Annotated in this window: 28 protein-coding genes, 2 pseudogenes and 1 riboswitch; of the genes and pseudogenes, 14 read left to right on the top strand and 16 right to left on the bottom strand. The window is 36.5% G+C overall.

The window, feature by feature from the left end; genetic code table 11:
- Window positions 1-236: 236 nt before the first annotated feature.
- On the bottom strand, window positions 237-896 hold the full coding sequence (locus AB9L17_RS11635; RefSeq protein WP_375200674.1) for a precorrin-3B methylase: 660 nt from the start codon (window positions 894-896) through the stop codon (window positions 237-239).
- Window positions 897-950: 54 nt separating this feature from the next.
- Window positions 951-1,946 (bottom strand): ABC transporter substrate-binding protein, encoded by a 996-nt coding sequence (locus tag AB9L17_RS11630; RefSeq protein ID WP_375200673.1) that lies wholly within the window; start codon window positions 1,944-1,946, stop codon window positions 951-953.
- A 127-nt stretch (window positions 1,947-2,073) separates the two neighbouring features.
- Between AB9L17_RS11630 and AB9L17_RS11625 the strand changes: the two genes are divergently transcribed.
- From AB9L17_RS11625 to AB9L17_RS11595, 7 genes are all read left to right on the top strand, one after another.
- Window positions 2,074-2,217 (top strand): hypothetical protein, encoded by a 144-nt coding sequence (locus tag AB9L17_RS11625; protein WP_375200672.1) that lies wholly within the window; start codon window positions 2,074-2,076, stop codon window positions 2,215-2,217.
- A gap of 213 nt (window positions 2,218-2,430) precedes the next feature.
- Window positions 2,431-2,615: riboswitch (cobalamin riboswitch) on the bottom strand.
- A 323-nt stretch (window positions 2,616-2,938) separates the two neighbouring features.
- Window positions 2,939-4,879, top strand: a complete 1,941-nt coding sequence (locus tag AB9L17_RS11620) for a GTP-binding protein (RefSeq protein ID WP_375200671.1) — start codon at window positions 2,939-2,941, stop codon at window positions 4,877-4,879.
- A 353-nt stretch (window positions 4,880-5,232) separates the two neighbouring features.
- Complete coding sequence (locus tag AB9L17_RS11615; RefSeq protein ID WP_375200670.1) at window positions 5,233-5,619, top strand: DUF5071 domain-containing protein; 387 nt, start codon at window positions 5,233-5,235, stop codon at window positions 5,617-5,619.
- Window positions 5,620-5,871: 252 nt separating this feature from the next.
- A complete protein-coding gene (locus AB9L17_RS11610; protein WP_375200669.1) occupies window positions 5,872-6,387 on the top strand; it encodes a VanZ family protein in 516 nt (171 codons plus the stop codon).
- Window positions 6,388-6,414: 27 nt separating this feature from the next.
- Window positions 6,415-6,561 carry a hypothetical protein gene (locus AB9L17_RS11605; RefSeq protein WP_175401717.1) on the top strand — a complete coding sequence of 49 codons (147 nt, stop codon included), beginning with the start codon at window positions 6,415-6,417 and terminating at the stop codon, window positions 6,559-6,561.
- Window positions 6,562-6,983: 422 nt separating this feature from the next.
- Window positions 6,984-7,433: an NUDIX hydrolase gene (locus AB9L17_RS11600; protein WP_068984132.1), complete on the top strand. Its 450-nt coding sequence runs from the start codon at window positions 6,984-6,986 to the stop codon at window positions 7,431-7,433.
- Window positions 7,434-7,960: 527 nt separating this feature from the next.
- Window positions 7,961-8,410: a hypothetical protein gene (locus AB9L17_RS11595; RefSeq protein ID WP_068984131.1), complete on the top strand. Its 450-nt coding sequence runs from the start codon at window positions 7,961-7,963 to the stop codon at window positions 8,408-8,410.
- A gap of 288 nt (window positions 8,411-8,698) precedes the next feature.
- On the opposite strand, the gene AB9L17_RS11590 is transcribed toward AB9L17_RS11595, so the two are convergent.
- On the bottom strand, window positions 8,699-10,165 hold the full coding sequence (locus AB9L17_RS11590) for an amidase family protein (RefSeq protein WP_375200668.1): 1,467 nt from the start codon (window positions 10,163-10,165) through the stop codon (window positions 8,699-8,701).
- A 299-nt stretch (window positions 10,166-10,464) separates the two neighbouring features.
- On the opposite strand from AB9L17_RS11590, the gene AB9L17_RS11585 reads away from it, so the two are divergent.
- Window positions 10,465-10,896, top strand: a complete 432-nt coding sequence (locus AB9L17_RS11585; protein WP_175401716.1) for a DUF4181 domain-containing protein — start codon at window positions 10,465-10,467, stop codon at window positions 10,894-10,896.
- 243 nt (window positions 10,897-11,139) lie between these two features.
- On the opposite strand, the gene aspA is transcribed toward AB9L17_RS11585, so the two are convergent.
- The 6 genes from aspA to AB9L17_RS11555 all read right to left on the bottom strand — a co-directional run bounded on the left by aspA (window position 11,140) and on the right by AB9L17_RS11555 (window position 15,055).
- Window positions 11,140-12,558 carry an aspartate ammonia-lyase gene (aspA, locus tag AB9L17_RS11580; RefSeq protein WP_068984128.1) on the bottom strand — a complete coding sequence of 473 codons (1,419 nt, stop codon included), beginning with the start codon at window positions 12,556-12,558 and terminating at the stop codon, window positions 11,140-11,142.
- Between the two features lie 177 nt (window positions 12,559-12,735).
- Window positions 12,736-13,041 carry a hypothetical protein gene (locus AB9L17_RS11575; RefSeq protein WP_375200667.1) on the bottom strand — a complete coding sequence of 102 codons (306 nt, stop codon included), beginning with the start codon at window positions 13,039-13,041 and terminating at the stop codon, window positions 12,736-12,738.
- A gap of 217 nt (window positions 13,042-13,258) precedes the next feature.
- Complete coding sequence (locus AB9L17_RS11570) at window positions 13,259-13,888, bottom strand: NAD(P)-dependent oxidoreductase (RefSeq protein ID WP_375200666.1); 630 nt, start codon at window positions 13,886-13,888, stop codon at window positions 13,259-13,261.
- Window positions 13,889-13,959: 71 nt separating this feature from the next.
- Window positions 13,960-14,370 carry an Rrf2 family transcriptional regulator gene (locus AB9L17_RS11565; RefSeq protein WP_068984125.1) on the bottom strand — a complete coding sequence of 137 codons (411 nt, stop codon included), beginning with the start codon at window positions 14,368-14,370 and terminating at the stop codon, window positions 13,960-13,962.
- A 112-nt stretch (window positions 14,371-14,482) separates the two neighbouring features.
- Window positions 14,483-14,692, bottom strand: coding sequence for a thymidylate synthase (locus AB9L17_RS11560; protein ID WP_223554321.1), 210 nt, complete (start codon window positions 14,690-14,692; stop codon window positions 14,483-14,485).
- 42 nt (window positions 14,693-14,734) lie between these two features.
- Complete coding sequence (locus tag AB9L17_RS11555; RefSeq protein ID WP_223554320.1) at window positions 14,735-15,055, bottom strand: hypothetical protein; 321 nt, start codon at window positions 15,053-15,055, stop codon at window positions 14,735-14,737.
- Here AB9L17_RS11555 and AB9L17_RS11550 point away from each other — a divergent pair.
- Together AB9L17_RS11550 and AB9L17_RS11545 are read left to right on the top strand one after the other, a co-directional pair.
- On the top strand, window positions 15,049-15,237 hold the full coding sequence (locus AB9L17_RS11550) for a hypothetical protein (RefSeq protein ID WP_375200665.1): 189 nt from the start codon (window positions 15,049-15,051) through the stop codon (window positions 15,235-15,237). The two genes, AB9L17_RS11555 and AB9L17_RS11550, sit on opposite strands and share 7 nt — an antisense overlap.
- A gap of 409 nt (window positions 15,238-15,646) precedes the next feature.
- Window positions 15,647-16,357, top strand: coding sequence for a hypothetical protein (locus AB9L17_RS11545; RefSeq protein WP_375200664.1), 711 nt, complete (start codon window positions 15,647-15,649; stop codon window positions 16,355-16,357).
- Here the strand turns inward: AB9L17_RS11545 and AB9L17_RS11540 are convergent.
- Window positions 16,315-17,292, bottom strand: coding sequence for a thymidylate synthase (locus AB9L17_RS11540; protein WP_375200663.1), 978 nt, complete (start codon window positions 17,290-17,292; stop codon window positions 16,315-16,317). The genes AB9L17_RS11545 and AB9L17_RS11540 overlap by 43 nt on opposite strands.
- A 91-nt stretch (window positions 17,293-17,383) precedes the next feature.
- Entirely contained in the window at window positions 17,384-18,304 is a 921-nt protein-coding gene (locus AB9L17_RS11535) for a hypothetical protein (RefSeq protein ID WP_375200662.1), read from the bottom strand.
- Between the two features lie 185 nt (window positions 18,305-18,489).
- On the opposite strand from AB9L17_RS11535, the gene AB9L17_RS11530 reads away from it, so the two are divergent.
- From AB9L17_RS11530 to AB9L17_RS11520, 3 genes are all read left to right on the top strand, one after another.
- A complete protein-coding gene (locus AB9L17_RS11530; protein WP_375200661.1) occupies window positions 18,490-20,700 on the top strand; it encodes an ATP-binding protein in 2,211 nt (736 codons plus the stop codon).
- The gene (locus AB9L17_RS11525) at window positions 20,693-21,319 is read left to right on the top strand and encodes a response regulator (protein ID WP_375200660.1); all 627 of its coding nucleotides are present in this window, start codon (window positions 20,693-20,695) and stop codon (window positions 21,317-21,319) included. Before AB9L17_RS11530 ends, AB9L17_RS11525 begins: the two co-directional genes overlap by 8 nt.
- Before the next feature lie 217 nt (window positions 21,320-21,536).
- Window positions 21,537-21,737 carry a cold-shock protein gene (locus AB9L17_RS11520; protein ID WP_053592785.1) on the top strand — a complete coding sequence of 67 codons (201 nt, stop codon included), beginning with the start codon at window positions 21,537-21,539 and terminating at the stop codon, window positions 21,735-21,737.
- A gap of 90 nt (window positions 21,738-21,827) precedes the next feature.
- Here AB9L17_RS11520 and ccsB read toward each other — a convergent pair whose 3' ends face one another.
- Window positions 21,828-22,997: a c-type cytochrome biogenesis protein CcsB gene (ccsB, locus tag AB9L17_RS11515; protein ID WP_068984119.1), complete on the bottom strand. Its 1,170-nt coding sequence runs from the start codon at window positions 22,995-22,997 to the stop codon at window positions 21,828-21,830.
- A gap of 92 nt (window positions 22,998-23,089) precedes the next feature.
- A complete protein-coding gene (locus AB9L17_RS11510; RefSeq protein WP_375200659.1) occupies window positions 23,090-23,791 on the bottom strand; it encodes a CPBP family intramembrane glutamic endopeptidase in 702 nt (233 codons plus the stop codon).
- A 450-nt stretch (window positions 23,792-24,241) separates the two neighbouring features.
- On the opposite strand from AB9L17_RS11510, the gene AB9L17_RS11505 reads away from it, so the two are divergent.
- Complete coding sequence (locus AB9L17_RS11505) at window positions 24,242-24,979, top strand: class I SAM-dependent methyltransferase (protein WP_068984117.1); 738 nt, start codon at window positions 24,242-24,244, stop codon at window positions 24,977-24,979.
- A 43-nt stretch (window positions 24,980-25,022) separates the two neighbouring features.
- On the opposite strand, the pseudogene AB9L17_RS11500 reads toward AB9L17_RS11505, so the two are convergent.
- The 3 genes and pseudogenes from AB9L17_RS11500 to AB9L17_RS11490 form a co-directional block, all read right to left on the bottom strand.
- A pseudogene (locus tag AB9L17_RS11500) lies at window positions 25,023-25,370 on the bottom strand (GNAT family N-acetyltransferase); the annotation flags it as partial.
- 63 nt (window positions 25,371-25,433) lie between these two features.
- Window positions 25,434-25,928, bottom strand: a pseudogene (locus AB9L17_RS11495) (GNAT family N-acetyltransferase); the annotation flags it as partial.
- Window positions 25,928-26,521: an SMI1/KNR4 family protein gene (locus AB9L17_RS11490; RefSeq protein WP_068984116.1), complete on the bottom strand. Its 594-nt coding sequence runs from the start codon at window positions 26,519-26,521 to the stop codon at window positions 25,928-25,930. The gene AB9L17_RS11490 and the pseudogene AB9L17_RS11495, both read right to left, overlap by 1 nt.
- Between the last annotated feature and the right edge of the window lie 182 nt (window positions 26,522-26,703).

Below are 26,703 nucleotides of genomic sequence, written 5' to 3'. Positions count from 1 at the left end.
TAGCTGCTTCGCAATAATGACGAAGATCTACGGATATAATTTATTTCAAAGTATGCAACTTTTACCTAAACGCTCTCCTATTACTAATACTTGAGAAATAGCTTCACGAGGAGATGAACATATTGGTGCTGGATTATTGTCAAAAATACCATGAAAGTTGGCTCGAGTATTCCAATAGAAGAAACAAAAAGATGGTCTAAAACTCAAAAAAAGTAGCGTGTTTTATCATCACTTTTTTACATTTTCCAATACTCAGCAGAATTTGTTCTGCGATAAAATTTATAAAAAGGTTCATTCGGACGAGCATGCTCATTATAGAGTCGAATGATTTCATGAAGTAAACTTTCAATACGGTCAACTGCCACCCTTTTAGCAAAGAGCGTCCCAGCTTGCGCATTTGCCCCCATTGGCACCGCCCCTAAATAGACATCAAAGCTATCTTTTTGATAAACAAGGCCAATATCATCATACACTGCATTGTAGCAGGCAGAGGCACAGCCATTTACGTTTAAACGTAATCTTGTAGGGACCAATATTCCTTCTAATGAATGAAATAGCTGTTCAGTAATCGGTGCTGCCTCCATCTTATCCCCATCACAGAAATCGCAAGCCTTCATCACAACAATTGGTCCTTGCTTTGCCACATACAGGCCAGCATCTTGTAGCTCCTTAGTCGTATCTGCTACATCTACTGTCGGAATAGATAATAATATACTGTAAGAAGAGGAGTATTTGATCGCACCAATTTCTCCTACAACCTTTGCCATTGCTTGAAATTGTGCAGGGGTATAATGTTTATTAATAATACCCGGGCTAACTGCAAGACGTGTAAACTCTCCATTATGATTTAGCTTTTCAAATGTTTTGTCCGGTATATTTTTACAAAATGCATTCATTTATAACTCTCCTTATAAAAAAAGAACTAGCAAGTCGCTAGCTCCTTATTTAGTCTAAAAGTTTTCAGGGTAAAAGCCTTTTGCTAAAATTTGAATAGCTTCTGCAGCACGAACCCCTTCTGATGCAGCAGAAAGCGGTAAGATCACAAAGTGTTCATTTTTAACAGCTTCCATTTCTTTTAAGGCAGGATCATTTTTTAAGAAGTTAATTTTTTGTTCCGCCTTTGTTTCTCCGTAATCAACAACAACAACGACTTCTGGATTACGATCTACTGCATCTTCTTTTGATACCGTAGTCCATCCTGATTCCACATCACCAAAAATATTTTTACCACCAGCAATCGTCACAAGCTCATTCATAAAGTTTTGTCCAGCAGTAAGGACATCTTTATCACCACTATCAAACACTAATACACGCAGTTCTTCCCCATTTTGTGGTAATTTCGCACGTACAGCTTCTACATCTTTGGTCATTTGTTCAATTAAAGCATCTCCACGTTCTTCGACACGGAATATTTTTGCGATATTTCGGATATCTGTGAAAATATCTTCTAATGTTGGTTTCGTCATACTTGAGGCTGTATGTAAATAAGTGTGAATCCCTAATGCCTCAAGCTCTTCCTGTGTACCAACACCTTTCTCTCCAAAGGCGCTTTTCCAACCGCCGTATAAAAAATCTGCTTCTGCATCAATAACCTGTTCCTTTGAAGGATACTGTTTAGCTAACACAGGCACTTTATCGTAGGCAGCTTGTAGGGGCTCATAAATATTGTCATCTAAATAGGCGGTACCTACCATAGAATCTTCCAAGCCTAATGCCAACATAATTTCTGTTACATGTTGATTTAAGCTAATCGCTTTTTTGGGTGCTTCTGTATACACTTGTGTCGTTCCATTATTGTCAATTGTGATCTCTGTCTTGTCAGTTTGTGCAGGCTCTACCTTCTCACCTTGTGCAGCTGATTCTGATTTGTCCTTTGCATTACATGCTCCTAGAATAGCGATTATTGCTATTGCAAAGACAAGCCACAAGCTTTTCCATTTTTTCATGTCCTCGTCTCCTTTGTGTCAAATATATAGAAAGAAATCCCTTGACTTCCTCGCTACTGAATGATCAATTATGACTCGGCATAATTGCGTCCGGATTCGGCTTTGTGCTTAGGCCAGCAGATGTTTTTTGTGCGAAAGCGCAGTGCTAACGGAGCGTCAGCAACAAATGTTTTTTGTGCGAAAGCGCAATGCTAACGTAGTGTCAGCAACAGATATTTTTTGTGCGAAAGCGAAGTGTCAGCAAAAGGGTTTTAACTGCGCGAAAGCGTAGCGGCAGCGGCAACACAGCACCGATGCAGGTCAGTTAGCCGTTATCGCAACGATGCTGTGGTTTTAGGCTAACATCCCCTAAGACCACCTTACCGAATCCACACCCGCTAAACATAAGTTAAAAAGGGCATAAAAAAACCCCTTGTTTCCAAGAGGTTCGCATAGTGAAAGATGGGTTCTACAACCTATTCACTAGCCCCATCCTCGTGGTTTAAGCAAAGATTACATATTGGCAGGTATCCTGGCTTAGGTTCATCATCTATACGCCTTCCCATAGCATGGCTACAGTGGCATCTTGTATAGACTCCCCATTTACAGTTGCGGGACAGCATCGGATTCGCACCGATTTCCCTTTTAAGCAAATGACAAATCATTTGCACCAATACATCTATTATTTTTTTAAAATGATATTGCTAGACTAGCAGAAGAAATTTATGTTCGCAATCTCTCGAAAAAATCGAAAAATAAGTATTATGAATATAGTAGCACTATTTCGACATAAACACTAACTATTTTACATGAAATATTTTTGTCCCACATAACTAGCAGACAGCCAAGAAGTTTAACGGAAGATTAACAGCCCGGAAATGCCCGATTACTTTGGGGCAACAGGGTGTTCCTCTACGAGTTGGGGTGGCGAAACCCTCACTGATTAGTAGTCTTTACTTTATTTTATTTCTGTTACAATGATATTGGACGAAAAAAAGAAACGAGGATTTTTTATGCATAAAACAATTGGTGTACTCGCTCACGTCGATGCAGGAAAAACAACATTTTCTGAGCAGTTACTATTCCATACAAACAGTATTCAAGCCCGTGGTCGAGTTGATCATCAAGATACATTTCTAGATAATCATGAACTCGAGCGTCAGCGAGGCATTACTATTTTTGCGGAACAAGGTCGCATGACGATTGGAAACGATACATATACGTTAATCGATACACCTGGGCACGTCGATTTTTCGCCAGAAATGGAACGTGTTATTCGTGTTATGGATTATGCCATCATTGTTATTAGTGCGGTCGAAGGAGTACAAGGTCATACTGAAACCGTGTGGCAACTTTTACGCAAATATCATGTCCCTACCTTCTTCTTTATTAACAAAATAGATCGTGAAGGTGCAGATGTCGAAGCCGTTATGACACTGCTTCAAAAAGACTGCTCTAAGGATGTACTATTAGTAGATGAACCGCTCCGTTCTGATTATGTTTCCAATCACATGATGGAGTGGCTTGCTGAGCGTGATGAGCAGCTTCTCGATGCTTTTCTTAACGAGACGTTGGATAGCGTTAACTGCCTGACTCATATACAAGCGATGATTAAACAGGAAAAGGCCTTTTTATGTTTTACTGGCTCTGCCTTAAAAGATACTGGGATAAAAGAATTCATTTCACAGCTCCCTCTACTTACTGAGACACATTTTAACAACAATGGAACGTTCCAAGGAGAAGTATTTAAAATTCGTCATGATGGACATCAACGCTTAACTTTTATGAAGGCATTACAAGGAACTCTGCGTGTTCGTGATGAATTTTCGTTTGGAGATCTAACTGAAAAAGTGACGGAAATTCGATTATATAATGGAAATCGCTATGAAACAGTCCAAGAGGTTGAAGCTGGGGAGATTTTCGCAGTCAAAGGGCTAAGTCTCGAAAACATCGGTGATATCATCGGTAGTACGACTAACCCGCAGCCCTATGAGTTAGTACCGACCTTGCAAGCAAAAGTCCAATATGCAGGCGATCAGCATATAAAAGAAGTGTTAAAAATTTTCCGTATCCTTGAAGCCGAAGAACCAACTTTACGCGTCGTATGGCATGAAAAATTTCAAGAGATTCATGTCCATATTATGGGCGTCATCCAGCTCGAGGTGCTTGCCGAAGTCCTTCACAAACGTTTCTCACTAGCTGTCTCATTTGGTGAGCCACAAATTTTATATATGGAAACAATCGCCTCAACTGTAACAGGCTACGGCCATTTTGAGCCATTAAAGCACTACGCCGAGGTACATTTATTGATGGAGCCAAACACACGTGGTGCTGGCATTACATTTGTCAATGCATGCCATGCGGATGATTTATCGGTTGGCAATCAGCGACTCATAGAAAAACATGTATTCGAACGGGATCATCATGGCTTATTAACAGGTTTTCCTGTCACGGATATTCGTTTCACACTCTTAACGGGACGAGCGCATATTAAGCATACTGAGGGTGGCGATTTCCGCGAGGCAACATTTCGGGCATTACGGCAAGGTCTTGAGCAAGCAGAAAATATATTACTAGAGCCTTACTATCGCTTTAAGCTTAAAGCCCCTAGTGATTTTATCGGCCGCATGATGACCGATATTCAGCAAGCTTCAGGTACATTTGACGCACCAATCTTAACTGAAAATAACGTCATCTTAACTGGACGTGCCCCTGTCGCAACATTTATGAACTACAGCACAACCTTTGCCGCCTACACCAATGGGAAGGGTGTACTCTCATTGCAATTTGATGGCTATGATGTGTGCCATAATACAGAAGAAGTTATCGCGCAAATCGGCTACGATAAAAATGCTGATCCTGACTATACATCCTCTAGTATATTTTGTGCAAAAGGCAAAGGATACTCCGTTCCGTGGCATGAAGCTGAGGCAGCGATGCATTGCATTAAATAATTCTTAGAATAAAACAGGACATGGTTTTATATGCATGTCCTGTTTTTTGTGATATATGCAAGATTCGACTGATTGCGCGTTTTACTCTGCTCCCGCGGGTATTCTCCTGTTTCGCGCGGATATTCTCTCCCCAATCGCGGGTATTTGTTCTGTTTCCGCTGATATTTCACTGCCCAGCGTGAGAAATCACCTTTACCTGTAATTTATTTACAAACTTGCACAGTTTCTTTGCCTGTTTTAATACGCGATCACACCTTGTAAAAATTGCTTATATTCACGCTCGACAATTAGTTTAATAAAGACTGATATAATAAATAGATTGCCATATATAAAAATCTAAGGGAGGAATACATATGGAAAACTTTGAAGATCTTTTGCCAAGACATAAATTTGATAATGATAGAGTAGAAATAATTAAAAAAATGGATAGAGATATAATATTGCCTTTACTGCCTAACCTCCTAGAATGGATTCAAGATATGAATTGGCCAGTGGCAACAAGCGTATTAGGATTACTTTTAACTTTTCCAGAAGAAATTGTCCCACATGTGCAAGATGTTTTATCTTCAGATGATGATAATTGGAAGTGGTTTGTTTTACACTTTTTGGTTATAAAATTACCAAGTGAGTCAAAGGTTCAGTTTAGAGAGTATTTAACAAGAGTGGCTGAAACACCTACACATAATGAACTCGCAGAAGAAATTGATGAAATCGCAAAAGAGACTTTGGCAACAATCTAAAAAATAACCTTTTTTCATCGAAATCAGCTATATTTAATTAAAATTAGGACTTGTTTTTATGATTAATCTTCATAAATGCAAGTCCTTTTGTTATGCCCCACAATCGCTTCTGTAGCAAAACACATAGCTCTTTAGCACCCATAAGACTACTTATATAAATGTTTTCCTTTCTTCTCCACTATCAATGCTCACATACTCTTTATACACATCTGAAGACTTTTTTACCATTTATCTACCAACATTTACTCTACTATGCTACAATCTTATACAGAAATAATTTTCAGCAAATTAAGAGATGGGCAGGAATTTTCAAGAATGTTTAAAACGATTTGGAAAAGTTTTTTTACTATATATATATTAATGTTACTTATTTTTGTTGTGTTTAAGTTCAATGGAGATGTATACAGCGTTATCAATACTATTCGAACCAATAAGGACAGAGGGGTTGGTGTAAATCTAATTCCTTTTAGCACAATTGGAGCATATATAAGTGATATAAATGATAGTGTCTCTATAATAAACACCTTAGGTAATATTATTCCTTTTATACCGATGGGATTTATCATACCTATGGCTTTTCCCTCGCAAAGAAATGTATTTAAAACGATAATTTCCAGTTTATTATTGATTTTCAGCATAGAGATTCTACAAATCATTTTATTTTTAGGTAGTTTTGATATAGATGACATTATACTAAATCTACTCAGTTGTATTATAGGCTTCATGCTATTTATAACGTACAAAAATATCTTTAAAGTAGTCTCTTAAAAAGAGATAGTTAAGGGGTGGATTACTATGGCAAAGTTTATTGATGACTTGGCTGGTGCAATATACGATGTAATAAAGTTTGTATTACAAAGTCTAGGGTACTTAATTGCTGGTATGTTAATAGTGGCAATTCCACTTTACCTAATTGTGTGGGTATTTGAATTGTTTCAGTGACTTTAATAGTTATCATATTAAAAATTTTTAACAAACGTGGAGCTTTATTTCAATAAGAATAGGACTTGTATGTATGATTGAATCTCGTATATGCAAGTCCTTTTGATATGCACTAATACTTTCACATAATTCGGTCCTATAGTTCCACTCATATCTCTGTAGCAACCATAAGACACTTGTACAAACGATTCTCTACCTCTTTCTCAACCCTCACAAGCTTGTATGAGGTTTGACCACTATAGTTACTCGCAATCTCAAAGTTGAAACTGTTTAGACCTCATCGTCTCCCCATGCTGTAACGATTAATCCTCTTCAATACGCATTTACCATTTCCCTACCAACAAAAACTTTGCTATGTTATGATATTTTACAGACAGAATTTTTCATTTAATTAAGAAATTGGAGGAAACATTGGAGGAAACATGAATTATATAAAATCTTTACGACAATATGTTGGAACAAGTCCTATTATTGCACCAGGTTCAGCAATCATTGTTTTAAACGAAAAGAATGAAATACTTTTGCAATTACGTTCAGATACAAATGATTGGGGGCTTCCAGGTGGTGGAATGGAAATAGGAGATAGTTTTGAAGAAACTGCTCAAAAAGAGTTGTATGAGGAAACAGGCTTAATCGCCCAAGAATTGAAATTACTTGGCTTAGCTTCAGGGAGAGAGTTATATTATAAATTTCCACATGGGGATGAAATTTATAATGCTACGGCAATTTTTAAGGCAACTGCTGTAAAAGGCACTATTACTCAAAATGAGGAAAGTAAAAACTTAGAATATTTCCCTTTAGAAAAACTTCCAAATTTAAATTATACAACATTGAAATTACTAGAAAAGGTTGGTTATATTTCAACTGATTAGATACGGGGTTATTATCAAACTCCCGTTATCCCTAACCGCTTCTGTAGATAGCTCTATAACAAACGATTAGACAACCTTGTATGAATGATTCATTCTCAACACGACAGGTGCTACAGTCATTTTCAACAGTTCTGTTGGATGCACACTTACCATTAAACTACCAATTAATGCTCTGTATGTTTTGATTCCTTAGTGGATATAATTTACAGTTATTAAGGAATAACAAGGGCTAATTATGAACCTTAAAGATGTTATGATTTATATGTTTTGGTATAGGAACTTTATTACTTATTTATTTTGGTTGTATAGATTTAATCAATTCTGCCATGAGAGATACCTTTCCAAGTAGTTGCTTCCTCATTATTTTAATTTTGATGATTGTTGTGACTTGGTGTATTGATTTAGGCTTACGCAAACATAGAATATTAATTGCTGCGAGAAGTAACTAAACGAACGCAGTTTTCAAAAATTTAATTCCCTATTTCAATTAAAACGTGAAATAATGAGTACTTCTAAGAAGGATTTGTATGAAAATTATGAAAACAAGAGACTATTTTTTAATTCCTGCTTTTCTGGTCGCTGTTTTAGCTATTATTATAAGTTTACTAATGGGCGTTCAATATATAGCTAGTCTTATTCTAGATTTTAGATTCACAAGTATATATAGCTCAATTTTTTTATCAATTGGAATCATCATTGGTTTTATTCTTTTAATACCAATAAGCATTATATTAGAATCATTTGCCCTGCATATAGGTATAAAAAGTAAGGGAATCTATTTTTTGATTCAAATTATTCAATTTACCTTGTTCCTCTTTTTTATGGATTTATTAATATCTAATTTTTCAATTGTACAATTTAGTGATATTGCTAATAAATTCATCTACTTCACTATTACCTATGGATTCGTTTATATACTTGCAAAAATAGGTGATTTGATAAAAAAATCTGATGAAGAGATTCAACAAGTGGAGTAAAATGCGCAATTTTGCAACATCCAATTCACGAAATAGGATTGAATTTAACAACACCGCCATCTAGAAAGGACTTGTGGGTATGATTTTACTCATGCACACAAGTCCTTTTATTTTGCCCTCACAATCGTTTTTAGCATTAAAAAACCACCTCTCATCAATGTTAGAAATGTGAGAGGTAGTAGTTGCTTTGCATATTAATTGTGAATAGCACAACTTCTTTAAAAGAAGTGTTGGTACGGAAATTTTAAGCTCGTTCTTCTAGTTTTATATCCTAGCTAGGAAATCATATTACAATTTCGGTGCTTTTCTAAATTTAGTTGCTTGTTCAAATGCAAAAGCGAGTTTTATAAGAACGTCCTCACTAAATGCAGTTCCTGCGAAAGTTATGCCAAACGGTCGCCCATTTTTCATATACCCGGCTGGAATTGCAATAGAGGGATAACCAGCTTTCGCACTAACTGTCGAACCTATATATGATGGAAAGATAATCGCATCTAATTCATATTTTTTCAATGTAAAATCAATTCCTTGATCTTGCGCAAAATACAGATCCTCTAATTTTGCATGTAAATATTCAGCATTTCTTAATGTATTTGATAGACCCTCTCTCATTTCCAATTTATCCTGCCCATATTTCAAACACTTTTCTTTTGAACGTTCATTAAATTGAATGAGCTCAGAGATAGAATGTACAGGCATATGAGAAGGTAGATTGATAAGGAAATTATTTAAACTATGTTTTAATTCATATCGTCCTACATCCCATTTCCAGTCTCTATGAAAAGAAGGGATATCGATATCTTCAATAATAACGGCTCCTTGCTCTCTTAAAACCTGAATGGCATTATTAAAAAGTGTTTCATCATACTCCGCTGACTCATAGTACTCTTTTAAGGCATTATTATACACGCCAATTCTAGCACCCTTCAAACCTGTAGCATCTAAAAAATTTGTGTAATCTTGATATATCCTTCTTTCACTTTTATGTGTAGCGACGTCGTCTTGATCTACTCCTGTTAATACGCCCAATAAAATAGCTGCATCTGTCACTGTTCTTGCAAATGGCCCTGCGGTATCTTGAGAGTATGTAAATGGGATAATGCCTCGGCGGCTAATGAGTCCAACAGTCGGTTTTATGCCGACTACTGAATTTTGAATAGCAGGACTTAGAATCGAGGCGTCTGTCTCCGTTCCAATTGATAAAACTGAAAAATTCGATGCTACTGCAACCGCTGATCCAGAACTAGATCCACCCACATAAAGATTTGGATCACCATAAGGATTTAGTGTTTGCCCACCTCGAGAACTATAACCCGCCCACATCGTACTCGACATTGCGTTTGCTAATTCAGTCATATTTGTTTTCCCTAAAATAACTGCCCCTGCTTCACGTAACTTTTTTACAATAAATGCATCCTGCTCAGCTAGATAATTTTCTAAAGCTATAGTACCTGCACTAGTATGCATGAAATCTTTCGTTTCAATATTGTCCTTTAAAACAACCGGAATCCCGTGTAAAGGTCCTCTAACACCCCTTGTTACTCTTTCTTCATCTAACGCTTCTGCAATAAATAGCGCTTCAGGATTAATTTCAAGCATAGAATTAATTTTTCGCCCATCTTGATCATACTTAGCGATTCTGTGTAAATAATACATTGTTAATTCTTTAGATGTTATTTCTCCCTGTTCCATAGCTACTTGAATATCTTGTACTGACAATTCTTCTCTGAAAAAGCTATTGAAATTTATCCCCATCCAATTCTGCACCCCTTTTTTTCAATATTATACCAATAATATTCGCTAATCTCCATAACGTGAGGTTAATTTCCGTTTTGACTAGGCGCTTTCCCGAGGCTAATGTATACCAACTTTTAGCTGAATAATGCAAATAGTCAGCTACAAGTTGATACTGTTATCGATACTTGTAACTGGCAATCTCTATGGTTGCAAATTTTCCAATTCCCTACCAACTTTTACTCTACTGTGCTACAATCTCTTTGTGGAATGAATTTCCATTTAGTTAAGAAAAGGTTAGATTTAAGAGGTGAATGAAATTGAATACTATTACGATCGATTTTGGAACATTAATACTTTTTCTCCTAGTACTCCTTTTAATAATTAGTATTTTTGGGTTTGTAATTAGAAAGTTGCTAGGTGTCGAGAGAAAGAAATGTTTTTCCTATAATTACCTTAACGAAAGACATAAAAAATTAGATTTATTGGTACGAATAATTTTCATGATTTTAGTATTAGCTAGTTCGTATTATACGAACTACAATGATACTGTTGAAATTGCTTGGTATTATGAAATATGGTTTATCATAATTGTCTTTTTAGTAGCCTCTGACATGTTACGTGCATTTATGGAATGGAAATACGCAGAAAATAAAAGAGCTTTTGTTGCTACTATCGCAGAAATGATGTTTATGATTAGCATAATATTTTTGACGATAAAAACAGACTTTTTCGGCTTATTTAATACTTAATTGGAAGTTGCTAGGTGGAAAACGTAAATTTAATAAAAAAAGGCTATTTTGCAGAAAATTAGTCTTTCGCAAAATAGCCTCTTTTGTTATTTATCAAATGATGTTGTTTTCAATTATTATCTATTAAATCGCTGTGTAAGCTTTTGTAAATTTTCGGCTTGTTCACATAAGTCTTGTGATACCACCGTATTGACTGCTTGCATAGAAAAGCACTTTGCTTTTCGCAAAGTGCTTTCATCATCATTATTTTAATTTCATCATACTTGAACCAGCAATACCTGGATGTGTCATTTCATATGGGTCTAAAATTAAATCTAATTGTTCTTTCGTTAATACACCCGATTCAAGGCAAAGCTCTCGAATAGAACGACCAGTTAAAATTGCTTCACGCGCAAGTCGTGCAGCTACTTCATAACCAATATGTGGGTTTACTGCTGTTAGTACACCAACGCTTTTTTCCACATATTCTTTCATACGCTCTTCGTTTGCTTCAATATCCTTCAAGCAATTTTGAGTAAATGCTCGGAAAACATTATTCATAATACTAATCGATTGAATTAAGTTGAAGACAAGTACAGGCTCCATAACGTTTAATTCTAATTGTCCTGCTTCAGATGCTAATGAAATTGTATGGTCATTACCAATTACTTGGAAGGCAACTTGGTTAAGAACTTCTGGCATAACAGGGTTTACTTTCCCTGGCATAATAGAAGAACCAGGTTGACGAGCTGGTAAAATGATTTCGCCTAAACCTGCACGTGGACCAGATGCCATTAAACGAAGGTCATTGGCAATTTTAGACATGTTGATCATACAGATTTTTAATGCACCTGATACTTCTGTATAAGCATCTGTATTTTGTGTTGCATCCACTAGATGAGAAGCGCCTTTTAACGGCAAACCTGAAATTTCAGCAAGATGAACATCTACTGATTGAATATAATCTGGGAATGCATTTAAGCCTGTACCAACTGCAGTTGCCCCCATATTCACATCATATAGGTTTGGGCGAGTTTGACGAATACGAACAATATCACGGCTAATTACACGAGAGTATGCTTCAAATTCTTGCCCTAATCGAATCGGCACTGCGTCTTGTAAATGCGTACGACCCATTTTAATAACATGTGCAAATTGCTCCGCTTTTTGGTGGAACACCACTTGCATATTTTCCATTGTTAAAAGTAATTCATCTATTAAATTCAAAACAGCGATATGAATAGCTGTTGGGAAAGCATCATTTGTTGATTGTGACATATTAACATGGCTGTTTGGGCTAATTGCTTGGTAGTCCCCTTTTTCTTTGCCTAAAATCTCTAAGGCACGGTTAGCAATGACTTCATTGGCATTCATATTAATAGATGTGCCAGCACCGCCTTGGATTGGATCTACGATAAATTCTGAATCCCACTTACCATCAATAACTTCTTGTGCAGCTTCGACAATTGCATCTCCGATTTCTTTTGAAAGTAGGTGTACTTCCATATTCCCTAATGCAGCTGCTTTTTTTACGATACCCATTGCTTTAATAAGAGATGAGTGAATCGTGTAACCTGTAATTGGGAAATTTTCAGTTGCACGAAGCGTTTGAATTCCATAATAAGCATTGCTTGGTAATACACGTTCACCTAAAAAGTCTTTTTCTATACGTTGTGTGGACATAATTGTCGTCTCCTTTGATGTAATACTCACACTTGATAGTAGCTAATTAATGGAGTATTGTAAACAGGCATTTTTCTGTAAAATGAAAAATTCTGTGAAAAAAGCTCATTTTTCGCTAAAAAATGACTGCTCCTCTGTAACATTAACAAGTAATTGCTCATATTGTTGCATATGAACTCAAGGTGAATAGCCATATTTTTTTAACATGACAACATCACCATTATTTTTTGAAAAACTTTTATATTCATATCCTACATGGTATTCATCATTTTTTTCCCATTTAATTTCGTCATACAGTCTTTCAGGTAAAGTTAATTTGCGATTATCCAACATAAGGTAATAATCACCATTTTCCTCCACCAAATTTTCTTCTCCAATTTGATAATCAGCTTCTACATAAGTGTCATTAATCAGATAAAAAAAGAATGCACCTGCGATCAAAAGGAATAATACTAATCCAAAGTAAAAACGAGTATACCTCATTTAGTCTCCCCCTTCTTTAACATTATATTCTGCATATGAGACATTTATAGTTTAAATTGCACAGTTAATGGAAATCCTATTTAACTAAAATTATAGAGCAATCGACCATACTTAATCCACCAAATCCATCCAATTTTGTAATAACAAACGATTGCTGGTCTTAGCGAAAAAAAAGACAGCATCATAAAGATTCTGCCTTTTTTGGGGTACCTATTGATTAATTATTTGAAGTCACTGTAAAACGACTGTTTACATGCTTTGGATTTTCAATTTCATCTAACACAGCAACGGCATAATCTGTATAACTAACATAACTTTCACCAGCTGCATTGATTAATAAATGGTCAATGCCAGTCGTATAGCTGCCTGTGCGTGGACCTTCAGGATCAAAGAAAGCGGATGGGCTTAAAAATGTCCAAGTTATTGTTGATTGGTGTAAGTCTTGTAGGTTTTCTCCTTGGTTTTTAGCTGTTGCAAAGAACATTTCAGGGAAGTCTGGCGTATCCATTAAGCGAACTGTTTTTTCTGTGTCTACAAACAAACTACCTGCACCACCGACAACAAATAATTTTGTCTCAATGCCCGTGAAAATATCAATTAAATGACGGCCAGCTTTTACATGTAACTCCTCTTGACCAATAGGAGCACCGAATGCATTCACAACAACGTCGAAGCTTTTTACATCTTCTTTCGTTAATTCGAAAACATCTTTTTCAATAACGTCAATAGTTGCTGTTACTTTTGAAGCAGTACGTACAATCGCAGTTACCTCATGACCATGTTGTAGTGCCTCCTCCGCAATTTTTTGTCCCGCTTTTCCTGTTGCACCGATTACTGCAATTTTCATATTTAGTTCCTCCCAATTTCATTTGTAACCATTTTAATTACAGGTTAGATACAAAAGACCGACTTCGTTATTTAACGAAGTTGATCTAGCACATCCTGTAAAGTTTGTGCTTGAAGCTGTTCTTCCATTGCATGCCAAACAGATGTATAAACACCTTCCAATGTACATTGAATTTTTCGACCAACCGTACAATCTGGATTTGGCTCATCATGAATCGCAAAAAGCTGCTCGGGCCCATTAATCGCTTGGTAAATAGCTAATAGCGTTAAATCTTTTGGCTCTACTAAAAGGTCATAGCCTGCAATGCCTGTTTGCGATGTAAGCAAACCCGCTTTTTTCAACACTCCGATCATTCGTCGTACGACAACCGGATTTGTATTGACACTCCCTGCGATATAATCAGATGTCAACTGACTTTTATCAGATGTTGTTGCAATGAGCGAAAGTATATGGATCGCTACCGAAAACCGACTGTTCACCATATGTATCACCACCCGTTGTAACCATTATAGTTACAGGTTTGAATAAAAGCAAATGAATTGTTCTATTTGCACCTGTATTTATTTCTTCGTTTTGAGAAGTACTATTCGATGATTATATTTTATTTAAGTAAATGACTAATTCTTGTCGTATTTCTCCATCTTCTTCATAAAAATCTAAATTATGAAACTCATACTTAAAATGCCCAACCGGGAACGTCACACTTTCGCCCTGTGCCGCTGCTAATATGCCCGCCACATCATGTGACACCATTTGTAAAAGTTCTGTACCTGAAACCGCTTCTATAAAGATCACGTTCATCATTAAACACCTCCTCAGCTATTATAGCTTAGAAGGCGCTTACATTTATAGTGTTTCTTCATAACGTTTTAGGCGGATCTCCTCAATGACCTGCATCATTTTAAATATTTGCTCCTGTGTTAATGTTGCAGAGGTGTGTGCTAGCTCATGTCGTTGAGTAAATTCCTGTTCCTGTTGAAAAGTCCTCAAAAGTAATTGTCTCCTTAAATGTTGTTCATTTTCTCCTTCATCTATTTGAAACACCATTGACATCCCCACACCACTCACCTCTCCATTTTTATAAACCATTTCCAGTTTAAAACTTATATCGGAAAAAATTTCATAAATTAAAACATCCGTCTTATAAAGTGCTAGAGAATTTGGCATTTGGCTTATTCTTTTGGCATTTTATCTTGTGCTTTGAGGGTTCTTTCCGTCGTTTTGCGGGTTCTTTCCGTCGCTCTGAGGGTTCTTTCCGTCGTTTGACCTGTTCTTTCCGTCGCTCTGGCCTTTCTTTCCGTCGCTCTCCTTTCTTTCCGTCACTTTGGCCTTTTTATCCGCGACTTTAAGGGTTCTATCCACGACTTTGGCGGTTCTATCCACAATTTTGGCTCTTCTATCCACGATTTTGGCTCTTCTATCCGTCGTTCGGTCTGTTCTTTCCGTCGCTCTCATTTCTTTCCGTCACTTTGGCCTTTTTATCCGCGACTTTAAGGGTTCTATCCACGATTTTGGCTCTTCTATCCGTCGTTCGGTCTGTTCTTTCCATCGCTCTGGCCTTTCTTTCCGTCGCTCTCACTTCTTTCCGTCACTTTGGCCTTTCTTTCCGTCGTTTGACCTGTTCTTTCCGTCGCTCTGGCCTTTCTTTCCGTCGCTCTCATTTCTTTCCGTCACTTTGGCCTTTTTATCCGCGACTTTAAGGGTTCTATCCACGACTTTTGCTCTTCTATCCACGATTTTGGCTCTTCTATCCGTCGTTTGGTCTGTTCTTTCCATCGCTCTGACCTTTCTTTCCGTCGCTCTGACCTTTCTTTCCGTCGCTCTCACTTCTTTCCGTCGCTCTGGCCTTTCTTTCCGTCGTTCGGTCTGTTCTTTCCATCGCTCTGGCCTTTCTTTCCGTCGCTCTCACTTCTTTCCGTCACTTTGGCCTTTTTATCCGCGACTTTAAGGGTTCTATCCACGACTTTTGCTCTTCTATCCACGATTTTGGCTCTTCTATCCGTCGTTTGGTCTGTTCTTTCCATCGCTCTGACCTTTCTTTCCGTCGCTCTCACTTCTTTCCGTCACTCTGGCCTTTCTTTCCATCGCTCTGGCCTGTTCTTTCCGTCGCTCTCCTTTCTTTCCGTCACTTTGGCCTTTTTATCCGCGACTTTAAGGGTTCTATCCACGACTTTGGCGGTTCTATCCACGATTTTGGCTCTTCTATCCTTCGTTTGGCCTGTTCTTTCCATCGCTCTGACCTTTCTTTCCGTCGCTTTGACCTTTCTATCCATCGCCCCACCTCATCATTCAGTCGCTCTGATTTTATCCATCACTTTGCAGGTTCTGTCTGTCTTTTTACCTCTTCAATCCATCGCTCTGGCTTTTCTATCCATCGCTTCAATCTTCATAAAAAAACAGCAACCAAAATCGGTTGCTGCTTTAGGTTATACGGCAATTGGTGCTTTAATTGCAGGATATGGATCATAGCCCTCAATAGAAAGATCTTCGAGTTCTATATCAAAAATTGACGTTTTATCCGGATTGATTTTTAAGGTTGGTAGTTCCCTAGGCTCGCGTGAAAGCTGTTCGTTCACTTGCTCCACGTGATTTAAATATATATGAGCATCCCCAATGCTATGAATAAATTCGCCAACTTCTAAGCCACATTCATGGGCAATTAAATGTGTTAGTAATGCATAGGACGCAATATTAAATGGACAGCCCAACAATGTATCAAGACTTCTTTGCATTAGCTGACAGCTTAACTTTCCATTCGCCACATAAAATTGAAACATTACATGACACGGAGGTAATGCGGCTTTACTGCCTTTCGCTCCTGCATTGATCACATCCTCAGGATTCCATGCATTGACAATAATGCGTCGTGAATCTGGATTGTGCTTAATTTGGTTGATCACATCTTGTAATTGGTCAATACTTTCTCCTGTTGATGTTGTCCAATTACGCCACTGCTTACCGTAAACATTCCCAAGCTCTCCGTATTGACGTGCAAATTCATCGTCTGATAAAATTCGCTCACAAAACGATGCTAACTCTTGTTGATAAACAGCATTAAAAGACTCGTCCACTAAGCAACGACGTCCAAAATCTGTCATATCAGGACCTGAATATTCATCAGACTCAACCCATTTTTTAAAAGCCCATTCATCCCAAATATGATTGTTGTTTTGCAGTAGATAACGAATATTTGTATCCCCTTTAATAAACCAAAGTAGCTCGCTTGCTACAAGCTTAAAAGGTACACGTTTAGTCGTTAAAAGAGGAAAACCTTTACTTAAATCAAATCGCATTTGATAGCCAAATACACTATAAGTACCTGTTCCTGTACGATCTTCTCTTTTAACTCCATTATCTAATATATGTTGTAGTAAATTTAAGTACGCGATTTCTGGGTGCGTCATGTCAATCAACAGCTCCTTCAAGTATGCTGTTGACCATTATAATCTAATAACTACATTTGGTCGACCAAAAATAAAAACAATCATTCCATGTTTACAAGCCTGAGCCAAAGGAATTGTATTCTAGCTCCTTTGAAATTTCGCTTGCAGTCGTAAAGAAAAACATTGGCAACAACATAATATTAAATACAATAGGGCCAATAATAAATAATAGATCAATGCCTGGCTTGAAATAAAGACCAAACGCAGTCACTAACCCTGACATGACTAGAAAAACCATTTGCACAACAATAATTATTAACGGAACGATTTGATACATATATTTGAGCTTTCGGAACTGATGCATCGTTTCTGGATCTTCAATAATTCTCTTTTTAAAACGCCTTGATAAAAGTATACAGGCAATAAGCTGTGCAATCATAAAATTAAAATAAATGATACATTGTAGCATCATTTGACCTTTTATAACTGTTCCATTAAAATGTCCTACTCGCTGTTGTAATAGCTCGTTAATCGCTCCCTCAAATACATATTCCTGATCACTAAAATAACTGAGCGGTTCCACAAATCCGAGAGTTGTCCAATCCGTTGCGTTTACTTTCCAGTTAGTTAGTTTGCTCGCCAAAATACGTAATTGAATGGCATCATTTTCACCAAACATTCCTAGTAAAATATTATAAGGTATCGCTACCTTCATCTGCCCATCTTGTTGTTCATGAATTAAATCATTAATAAAAAAAGTATACGTAACTTCCGACTGTTTGGCTTCATAATGGGCATCCCCGACCTTCCAATGCCTCTCTAATGAAGATTCAATGTTATTCTTCATTTCATAATACGGCGTATTATTATGTAAATGTTTTGGAATCTTATAAACAAAATGATTGTCACCCCCGATAATGCAAATATCTACTTTCACCACATCATTTTCAAAGTTCTTAGCGATCGTTGTCATTGGGTACGACATTATGACGACTAGAAAAAAAAGGATCAGTGACAATCCACTCTTTTTCATGCAACGCTCCCCCTTTTCGTCACATATGCTAGGTTTACACTATCATATCCTTCTCCGAAAAGACTATTTCGTTATTCCGAAAAAGTAATAGTGGTTTTCCGAAACCCCATATTTCGGTATTCCAAAATTACCAAAAATTATGGATAATATATAGCATACATAATGAAGAACGGGGCATTTCGATCATGCAAATAGACAAGAGAATGATAAGCAAATGGACTTATAGTATTTTTATAACATACCTACTTCTCGGTATTTATGTGCTCGTAGTAGCAATACGAGTACCTTTTATTAGTATTTCCGTAGACACAACTAGCGGGCAACCAGTTATTGTTGATTTCTATTATCCTGACTGGGCACAGCAACAAAACATTGAAAAAGGTGATATTTTACTAACAATCGATGGCAAGCCAGCACAAGATTTTAGCTCAATTCAACGCTATTCTCTCGCTAGAAGTGCAAATGAGCTAACAATTTCCAAACCAAATGGTGAAATTCACAATATTTTAGTTCAGCATAAAGATATTCCCGAAGAATTATATTTACAAGTTATATTTCCACTATTTTATTTCATCTTATCTTTTGTCGTTGCCATCTACTTATGGCAAAGTAAGAAAGATCATCAACTAACAAATTTACTAATATTATTTTTATTGACATGTTCACTAGCCTATATAAGTACAGGAGCCTCAGCTAGAGGAGATGTAATCGGAAGGTTAATCATAGGTATTTGTATTGATTTATGTCTTGTGATATTTATTCACTTTTTACAATACTATTTCCGCTATCTTCATATAAAATGGCCCTATATCAATACCAAATGGCTATATGGAATACCGCTACTTATACCTTGCTTTATTCTCATTGAAGTATTTAATTCCGAATTTAATATAGCGGGTATCGTAAACCTTGCTATGTTTGCTGTTCTTGTACTTTATGCCATCTATATTTTACTAACAAGTTATTTACGAACGAAATTGGCCAAGATCCGTCTTATCGCTATTGCATTTATAACTCCATTTCTGCCCTTTTTACTGTTTTTCGTCATACCTGAAATATTAGGGCATCAACCTATTTTAAAATCTGACGTAGCTGCATTATTTTTATTGTTTATTCCTTTTTCTTTTATCTTCATTCAAGTGAACGAACGATTATTCGATATTGAATATCAATTATCTCGTTTACGATATTATTCAACATTAGCCTTTTTTAGTACATTATTATTGACTTCGAGCATGATGATCGTGTTTTTAAACCAATTGTCGATTGTTAAAATTACGAGTGTCTTTATCATTGCTTTCCTTATTTTCGTTGCTTGTTTCTATATTAAGGAGCAGCTTGATTATAAGTATCGAAAAGTTATCTTTTCTTCTACTGGCAATTATGTACATAATTTATATGGTGCCGTTAACCGTATGGGTAAAGCAAAAAATCAGCAAGAATTACTTAATCTGTTTAAATATGAAATAATAGAAAAGCTTGGTACTGCATCCTTTACCATTACAACAATAACGGAAGATGTGCCAATTAGCCCTGGTGAAGTTAGCGCAGAGGCTGACATGACTTATCTGTTATTACATGATACGGGTGAAGAAAAGATTATTTTAAAAATTAGCCATGCCCTACACAAAGAAGAACGTCTTTGGTTGGAGTTACTTGCACTCTATGTTTCCATGTTTATAGATAATTTAAAGCTCATTGAAGATTTAGTGTGTGAAATACAGGATATGAAGGATAACCATGATACACAGCTTCCTTGGCTCGATAAATTGTTATGGACGATCACTGAAAAAGAAAAGAGTATTTTAGCACAAGAATTACATGACACTATTTTGCAGGAGCAGCTTCATATAGCGAGAGAATTAGATGTGTTAGCTGGCTCATCGATGATAAAAAAGGAAAAAGTCTTAAATATTCGGGAGCAATTACTAAATGCAACGAAAGATTTACGTGAATATTGCGAGAATCTAAGCCCTCCTTTGCTTGACACATTTGGGTTACAAATGGCATTGAAAAAACTGATACAAAAAGTGAAAATACGTGCCGACTTTATATTAGCCACGGAAATAGAACGGGTTCAATTTCATGATGCAACCTTACATTTAGTCGTTTATCGCCTAGTGCAAGAACTTTTAAATAATGCGATCAAGCATGCTGAGGCTACCGAGGTATCACTAAAACTACAAGCGACCCATCGTGGCTTTGTCCTCCAATACGACGATAATGGCATTGGCTGTGATATTGAAGATTTACTGCAATCTTCAACTTCTATGGGCATTAACGGTATTCGAGAACGTGTCCGAGCTTTTAATGGAAATATCGCCATAACTTCTAGTCAAAATGAAGGAATGCATATATTTATTCAAATACAAGAGGACGTGAAATCAAATGATTGATATTCTAATTATCGATGACCATCCTGTCGTTTTAGATGGTACAAAAACATTATTACAGGATTTAACAAATGTTCGTATAGACACTGAGCAGGATAGTGCTTCTGTACTATCAAGAATGGATGCTCAAGATTTCCAATTATTTTTGATTGATATTAATATGAAACCACTCAACGGCATCCAGCTTTCAGAAATGATTAAGAAAAAGCAACCAGAAGCACTTATTTTACTCTATACTGGATACGAACTTTCCGACTATTACGAACTACTTATTGAGAAAAAAGTCGATGGACTATTATCAAAGCTTGCCACGAAAGAGCAAGTGATTCAAACGATTCAAGCCGCACTAAGAGGTGAAATCTTATTAGCAGCAGATTTTTTAGATTTTGTACATCAGCGCACAAATCGATCAAATGTTCAGCAAGACGTTTTACTAAGCGACAAGGAGCAAGAAATTTTACAGCTTGTCGCACAAGGTTGTACGAATAAAGCAATCGCTTCAGCCATTGGGGTTACTCAACGCACCGTTGAAAACTATTTATCCAAACTTTTTGTCAAACTAAATGTAGAATCTCGGGCAGAGGCAGTAATCGTCGCTAAAGAGAAAGCATGGATCAATTAATAATACAGAAAAACGATGCAATGTAAATTTTTCTTTCTAAATTCGGAATATACTGGATAAATATACAAAGTTGTTATATAATAAAAATAATAATTACATTACTTCATCTTAATCATTAAAAAAACGTATTCAAAAGTAATACGAGCTTTTGAGTTCGTGATTTTTTGCGAATGTTTGAAGGAATTTGATTGTTGAATTTTTTTGGGAGGTTGTTCACATGACACAAGGTACAGTAAAATGGTTTAACGCAGAAAAAGGTTTTGGTTTTATCGAGGTAGAAGGTGGAAATGATGTATTCGTACATTTCTCTGCTATTCAATCTGATGGCTTTAAAACTTTAGAAGAAGGCCAAAAAGTGGAATTCGGTGTAGAAGAAGGTAACCGCGGACCACAAGCAACGAATGTTGTAAAGCTATAATTTCAGCATTAGAATAAACTGTGCAAATTCAAGAGACATCCCAATTGCGGATGTCTCTTTTTAAGTTCTAATATAAATTAATGTAGCCTCTTATGCATAAGAATGTAAACCTGCAATGACTAAATTCACAAATACCTGATTAAACACGATAATGCCAAAACCAACAATCGCTAACCAAGCTGTCCTCTCTCCTTCCCAGCCTTTAGAAAGTCGTAAATGAAGGAAAGCAGCATAAAATAAAAACGTAATTAGAGCCCATACTTCCTTAGGGTCCCAGCCCCAATACCTACTCCAGGCAATCTGTGCCCAAATCATGGCAAACAAAAGTCCTCCTAAAGCAAATAACGGGAAACCTATAACAACGGCTCGATATGTAATCTCATCTATTAATGCTGGTTGTACACGGTTTGTTAAGGGCTTTAATAAAACAATTAACGGTCTTCTCGCAATGAGTAAAATGACAGCATATAAAATTGTTCCAACTATAAATGCCCATACGATCGAATTCAATTTCTTCGCGTCTATCTTATTTGTAATCTGTAAAACGCCAACCTGTTCCCCACTAGATGTTACTGCATCTTTCGTGACAATGAGCGGCTTCATCGTATAAACGGCTGTTTCTTCTTTTTCTTGTACATTTTCAAAATGAACCTCGAGTTTATCTGCTGCTAAGTTAAAATAAGTGCCCACACCGATAAAGCCAATCACGACAACTAAACAATACATGACAAATTCCAAGGCAAATGTACGAATCGAAAATTTAGAAACATCTAATGTTCTTAATAAATAAATAATACCTGTTGCGAATGAAATCGATAGTATAGCACTTGAAAATGCAACTGTCATAACGTGAATCGTTAACCAGTGACTTTGCAGCGATGGAACAAGTGGTGAAACTTCTTTTGTAAAAACACTTCCATAACCGAGAATAATTAATGACACTGGAATAGTGAACAAGCCAACAACGATTTGCTTATATAAAAAATGAATAATCAAATAACTACCCGTAAGCATGATGCCAAAAAACGTCATAAACTCATACATATTACTAACAGGTGCGTGGTCAACAGCAATCCACCTTAGAACAAAATAAACTAGTTGCAAAGTAAAGGCAATATAAGTAAGTATAAGCCCTACTTTACCAAACATTTTTCCTTTTGATTTCACGGCAAGTCCAATCGGTATAATAGCGATTAGCAGTAAAATAAAGGCCACGAACAATGAATTACTACTCAAGCTTAATAATTCTTCTTTACTCAATGTACAATCCTCCAATGTATTATTTGGGAAACTAGATATTTACTCCCAATGAAAATAACGTCATTCATTATAAAAAGTGCCATCATTTCCCTTTAAACACGTTTATTTTTTTGAATTGTTACAATTTTATGACATGAAAGGAGGATACAAACAATGCACAGTAATACTATTCCGATACATTTTAGCCATTCTTGAAAATCTGTTGTCACAGACATTTGTTGGCCATCACTTAAATAAAAAACATTCATCATACCATGTAATAGTGCGACTGGAATAATAGATTGAGCAACTTCTCTTATAATAGAAAGAACTAGTGACAAGGCAAAAAGTATGAACAAATATACAGGAACTGAAAGAACGGGGGTTGTATAAGATTTGTATAATAAGGCGATGGGCAAATGCCATAATGACCACATCACACCTATGAACAAAGCAGTAGGCCAAAAACTAAAACGTTGACGCAAATAATAATGATAATTCCCCCGCCATACCACTTCCTCCACTAATGCAGAAAACGCGCTAATCGTAAGTCCTATAAGTAGTAAGGCTATGAATTGCGTAGGTTTAGTAATGAGAAAAAAATCTCTATGTGTAACATAAAAATAGGTATGAAGCCCAATGCCCATTACGATCGGCACAATAATGCTTAGGAATACCCATTTACTCGAGGGCTTTGTCAAAGAAAATGTATGAATAGGTAGCCTTCCCCCCATTTTTTGAACGAGGAAAACAGTAAGGAGTGGAATCAACATTGTAAATCCTAAAAAGGCTCTTCCATTTTCAAAGGAATTCAAGAAAAAATGAAACACCATGGTGAGGACATATATACATAAAGTTGAAGACAATAGTACATATTTTTTCAGTTAGCTCCCTCCCCGATTTCATCATAAAAAAATCCTTTATGAGAATCCTAGCATAATTGTAAAAGGTAAAAATCCGTTTCGCTTTCCGCGGGGCAAGTCACGAGCCACATCGGTCGCTAACGCTCCCTGTTGGGTCTCGTGCTCTTGCTTTTCCCGCAGGAGTCTGCAGATTTTTACCTTTAAATCAAAAAATAACATTATAGAATTTCTTTAACCATTTTATATTTACTTTTAGGTCAGCTGCAATTGCAAAAATTGACAGGCCTCTATCTACATCTTACTAAAATTTGAAATATAAGTCTATTTCTTTTTCAATAGCTATGGGACAATAATTATGCGCAAATGTTACATAACGTTATGTAAAACTAGTGGAGGTTTGACATGAAACAAAACATTTATGATCATCTAGAATTTTTCCAACAATACCGGAAATTACGGCAAACACCTTATAACTATAACCGTTTACTGGAGCAACCGGCATTCAAATCATTGCTCCCTGATTTAATCCATTTACAAATGCTTGATATCGGCTGTGGAATGGGAGAATTCGCATACTATTGTATTGAAAATGGCGCAAAGCATGTTACAGCAATTGATGTTTCCAAAAATATGCTGTCAATTGCTCAACGTGAACATGCTCATGCAAACATAGACTACCATTTGCAAGCATTAGAGGATTATCATGCTGCCCCAGAAAGCTATGATTGTATTACAAGCTCTCTTTCATTACATTATATAGCTGATTTCAATGGCGTAATTGAAAACATTACAAGAATGCTTCGTCCTAATGGCTTGTTTATTTTCTCAGTTGAGCATCCGATTACTACAGCACGTAAAACGATAGAGGGGAACTGGTTTTATGATGAACATGGCAATAGAAGCCATTATGCAGTCGACCATTACCATGATGAGGGCAAGCGTGAGCAAACGTGGTTTGTAGATGGCGTTGTCAAATATCACCGCAGTGTTTCTACAATAATCAATACCTTAATCGCGCATGGCTTGACGATTGAAAAAATACTAGAACCGATTCCTAGCGATGAAGCTATGCAACAGCTGCCTTCTCTCAAAAAAGAGATTAGTCGCCCTTCCTTTTTATTCATAAAGGCAAGAAAATAACGAATGGCAAGTCTCGCAGTAAACATGCTACGAGACTTGCCATTTACTTCATTTTCACATAGATTATCTCTGGATCATCATCGTCTAAATTTTCAATATAGCCACTTTTTACAAATCCTGCTGCTTCAAATACTTTGTGCATACTCGTATTTGATTGGTTCGTCGAAGAGAAGATTTTTCTTGTGTCTGCCATTTCTACATAAAAAGCTAATAATGCAGTAGCAACACCCTTTCGTCTCTCAGATGGCTTGACGATGATTAGTGAAATAAAGTTATTGTCAAAAAAGTCATTTGTAAAAATGAGAAAACCAGCAATCCCCTGTTCGGACTGTTGAATAAGACAACGTTTTTCTTGAACGGCTGTGCGAATAGTTTCACTTCTTGAGAAATCTCCAAATACATCTTGATCAATCGCACATATCTCCTCAAATTGCTCCATACATGCTTCGATTACTTGTGACTCTCTTATGTAATAACTCATCACCTTAATGTCCGTAAATCCAACTGCCATCTTGCCTTCATCGACAAATCCACATTTTTTATACAATGCCTGTGCAGCAGTATTCGGTAAATTAACGCCTAATACAAGCTCATTTATATGAGGAAAATGCTTCGTAACAAAGTCCGGCAATAGCTGTAAAGTTGCCTTCGCATAGCCTTTACCTTGTTCATAAAAATCTGTTGAAAAGGCACGGATTAATATCGCCTGTTTATTGGAGGAATATGGCTTGACGCCTTCTTTTTCATGGAGCACAAAGAAAGTTACGAGTTTGTCTCCATCTATTGCCAAAATCGCATAGCGGTTTTTGTCCTGCTTCACTAATTCAATGCTATCCATTGGAGACTTCGTATAGCGAAGTTGCTCCTTAGTTATAGTATATCGTTCAATCAAGTGATCATCATTTTCTTCTAGAAACTTTAATCTTATAGAAGCTGTCCCTTCCGACATTAGTAGTCCTCCTCATAGAGCGCAGTAAATTCATACTCCCCATCCATCAGCTGCTGTAAATATGCGTCAAAGGAAGGTGCAATCACTTCATAGCTATCTGGGTCATGCATATAGCGAATCACTTGTCCTACTATCCCACAATCATTCGGCTTGAAGTCAATATATAAACTAGACGTACCCCCATTGTTCATGCAATCCGAAAAGCATAATCGTTCTTTTAGCGGTACGTGAAGATTAATACGCTCATCCACTTCTACAAAATCTAAAAAATCCTTATAACGATCATAAATACTTACACTATCTTCTACTCGGTAATCTTTAATGATTTGCTCGACGGACTTTAAATAATATGGATATTCATCAAGACCCGAGCCGAGTACAAGTACACAAATCGTTTCATCACCATGCTTACAATAGTACGTTCCATTAACATCCTTTAATAGATTCATAAGTGACTCCGGACACTCAGGAAACACTTTAAGTAATAATTGTATCTGAGACTCTGTTGCTCCGATTGCCCGTTGTAATTGAAGCTGCTCCTCTTCAGGTAAGTATTGCATTAGACCATTAAAATATGGAGTAAAAGTACGCATGTATTATTCCTTCTTTCTGTCTGATATTGTTCATAGCATTAGTACATCATATTCTATTCATCAACTAAAAATGGGCATACAGCAGCAAAAAAAATCCTTGTTTTGATCAAGAATAACTCTATATCTTCCTATTCAACATTCCTGATATAATATTGAACAAATGACAAATATAATGTATTCTA

The sequence above is a fragment of the Lysinibacillus sp. RS11 genome (assembly GCF_042019215.1).
GTDB lineage: Bacteria > Bacillota > Bacilli > Bacillales_A > Planococcaceae > Lysinibacillus > Lysinibacillus xylanilyticus_A.
This window is presented reverse-complemented; position numbering and strand designations above follow the sequence as displayed.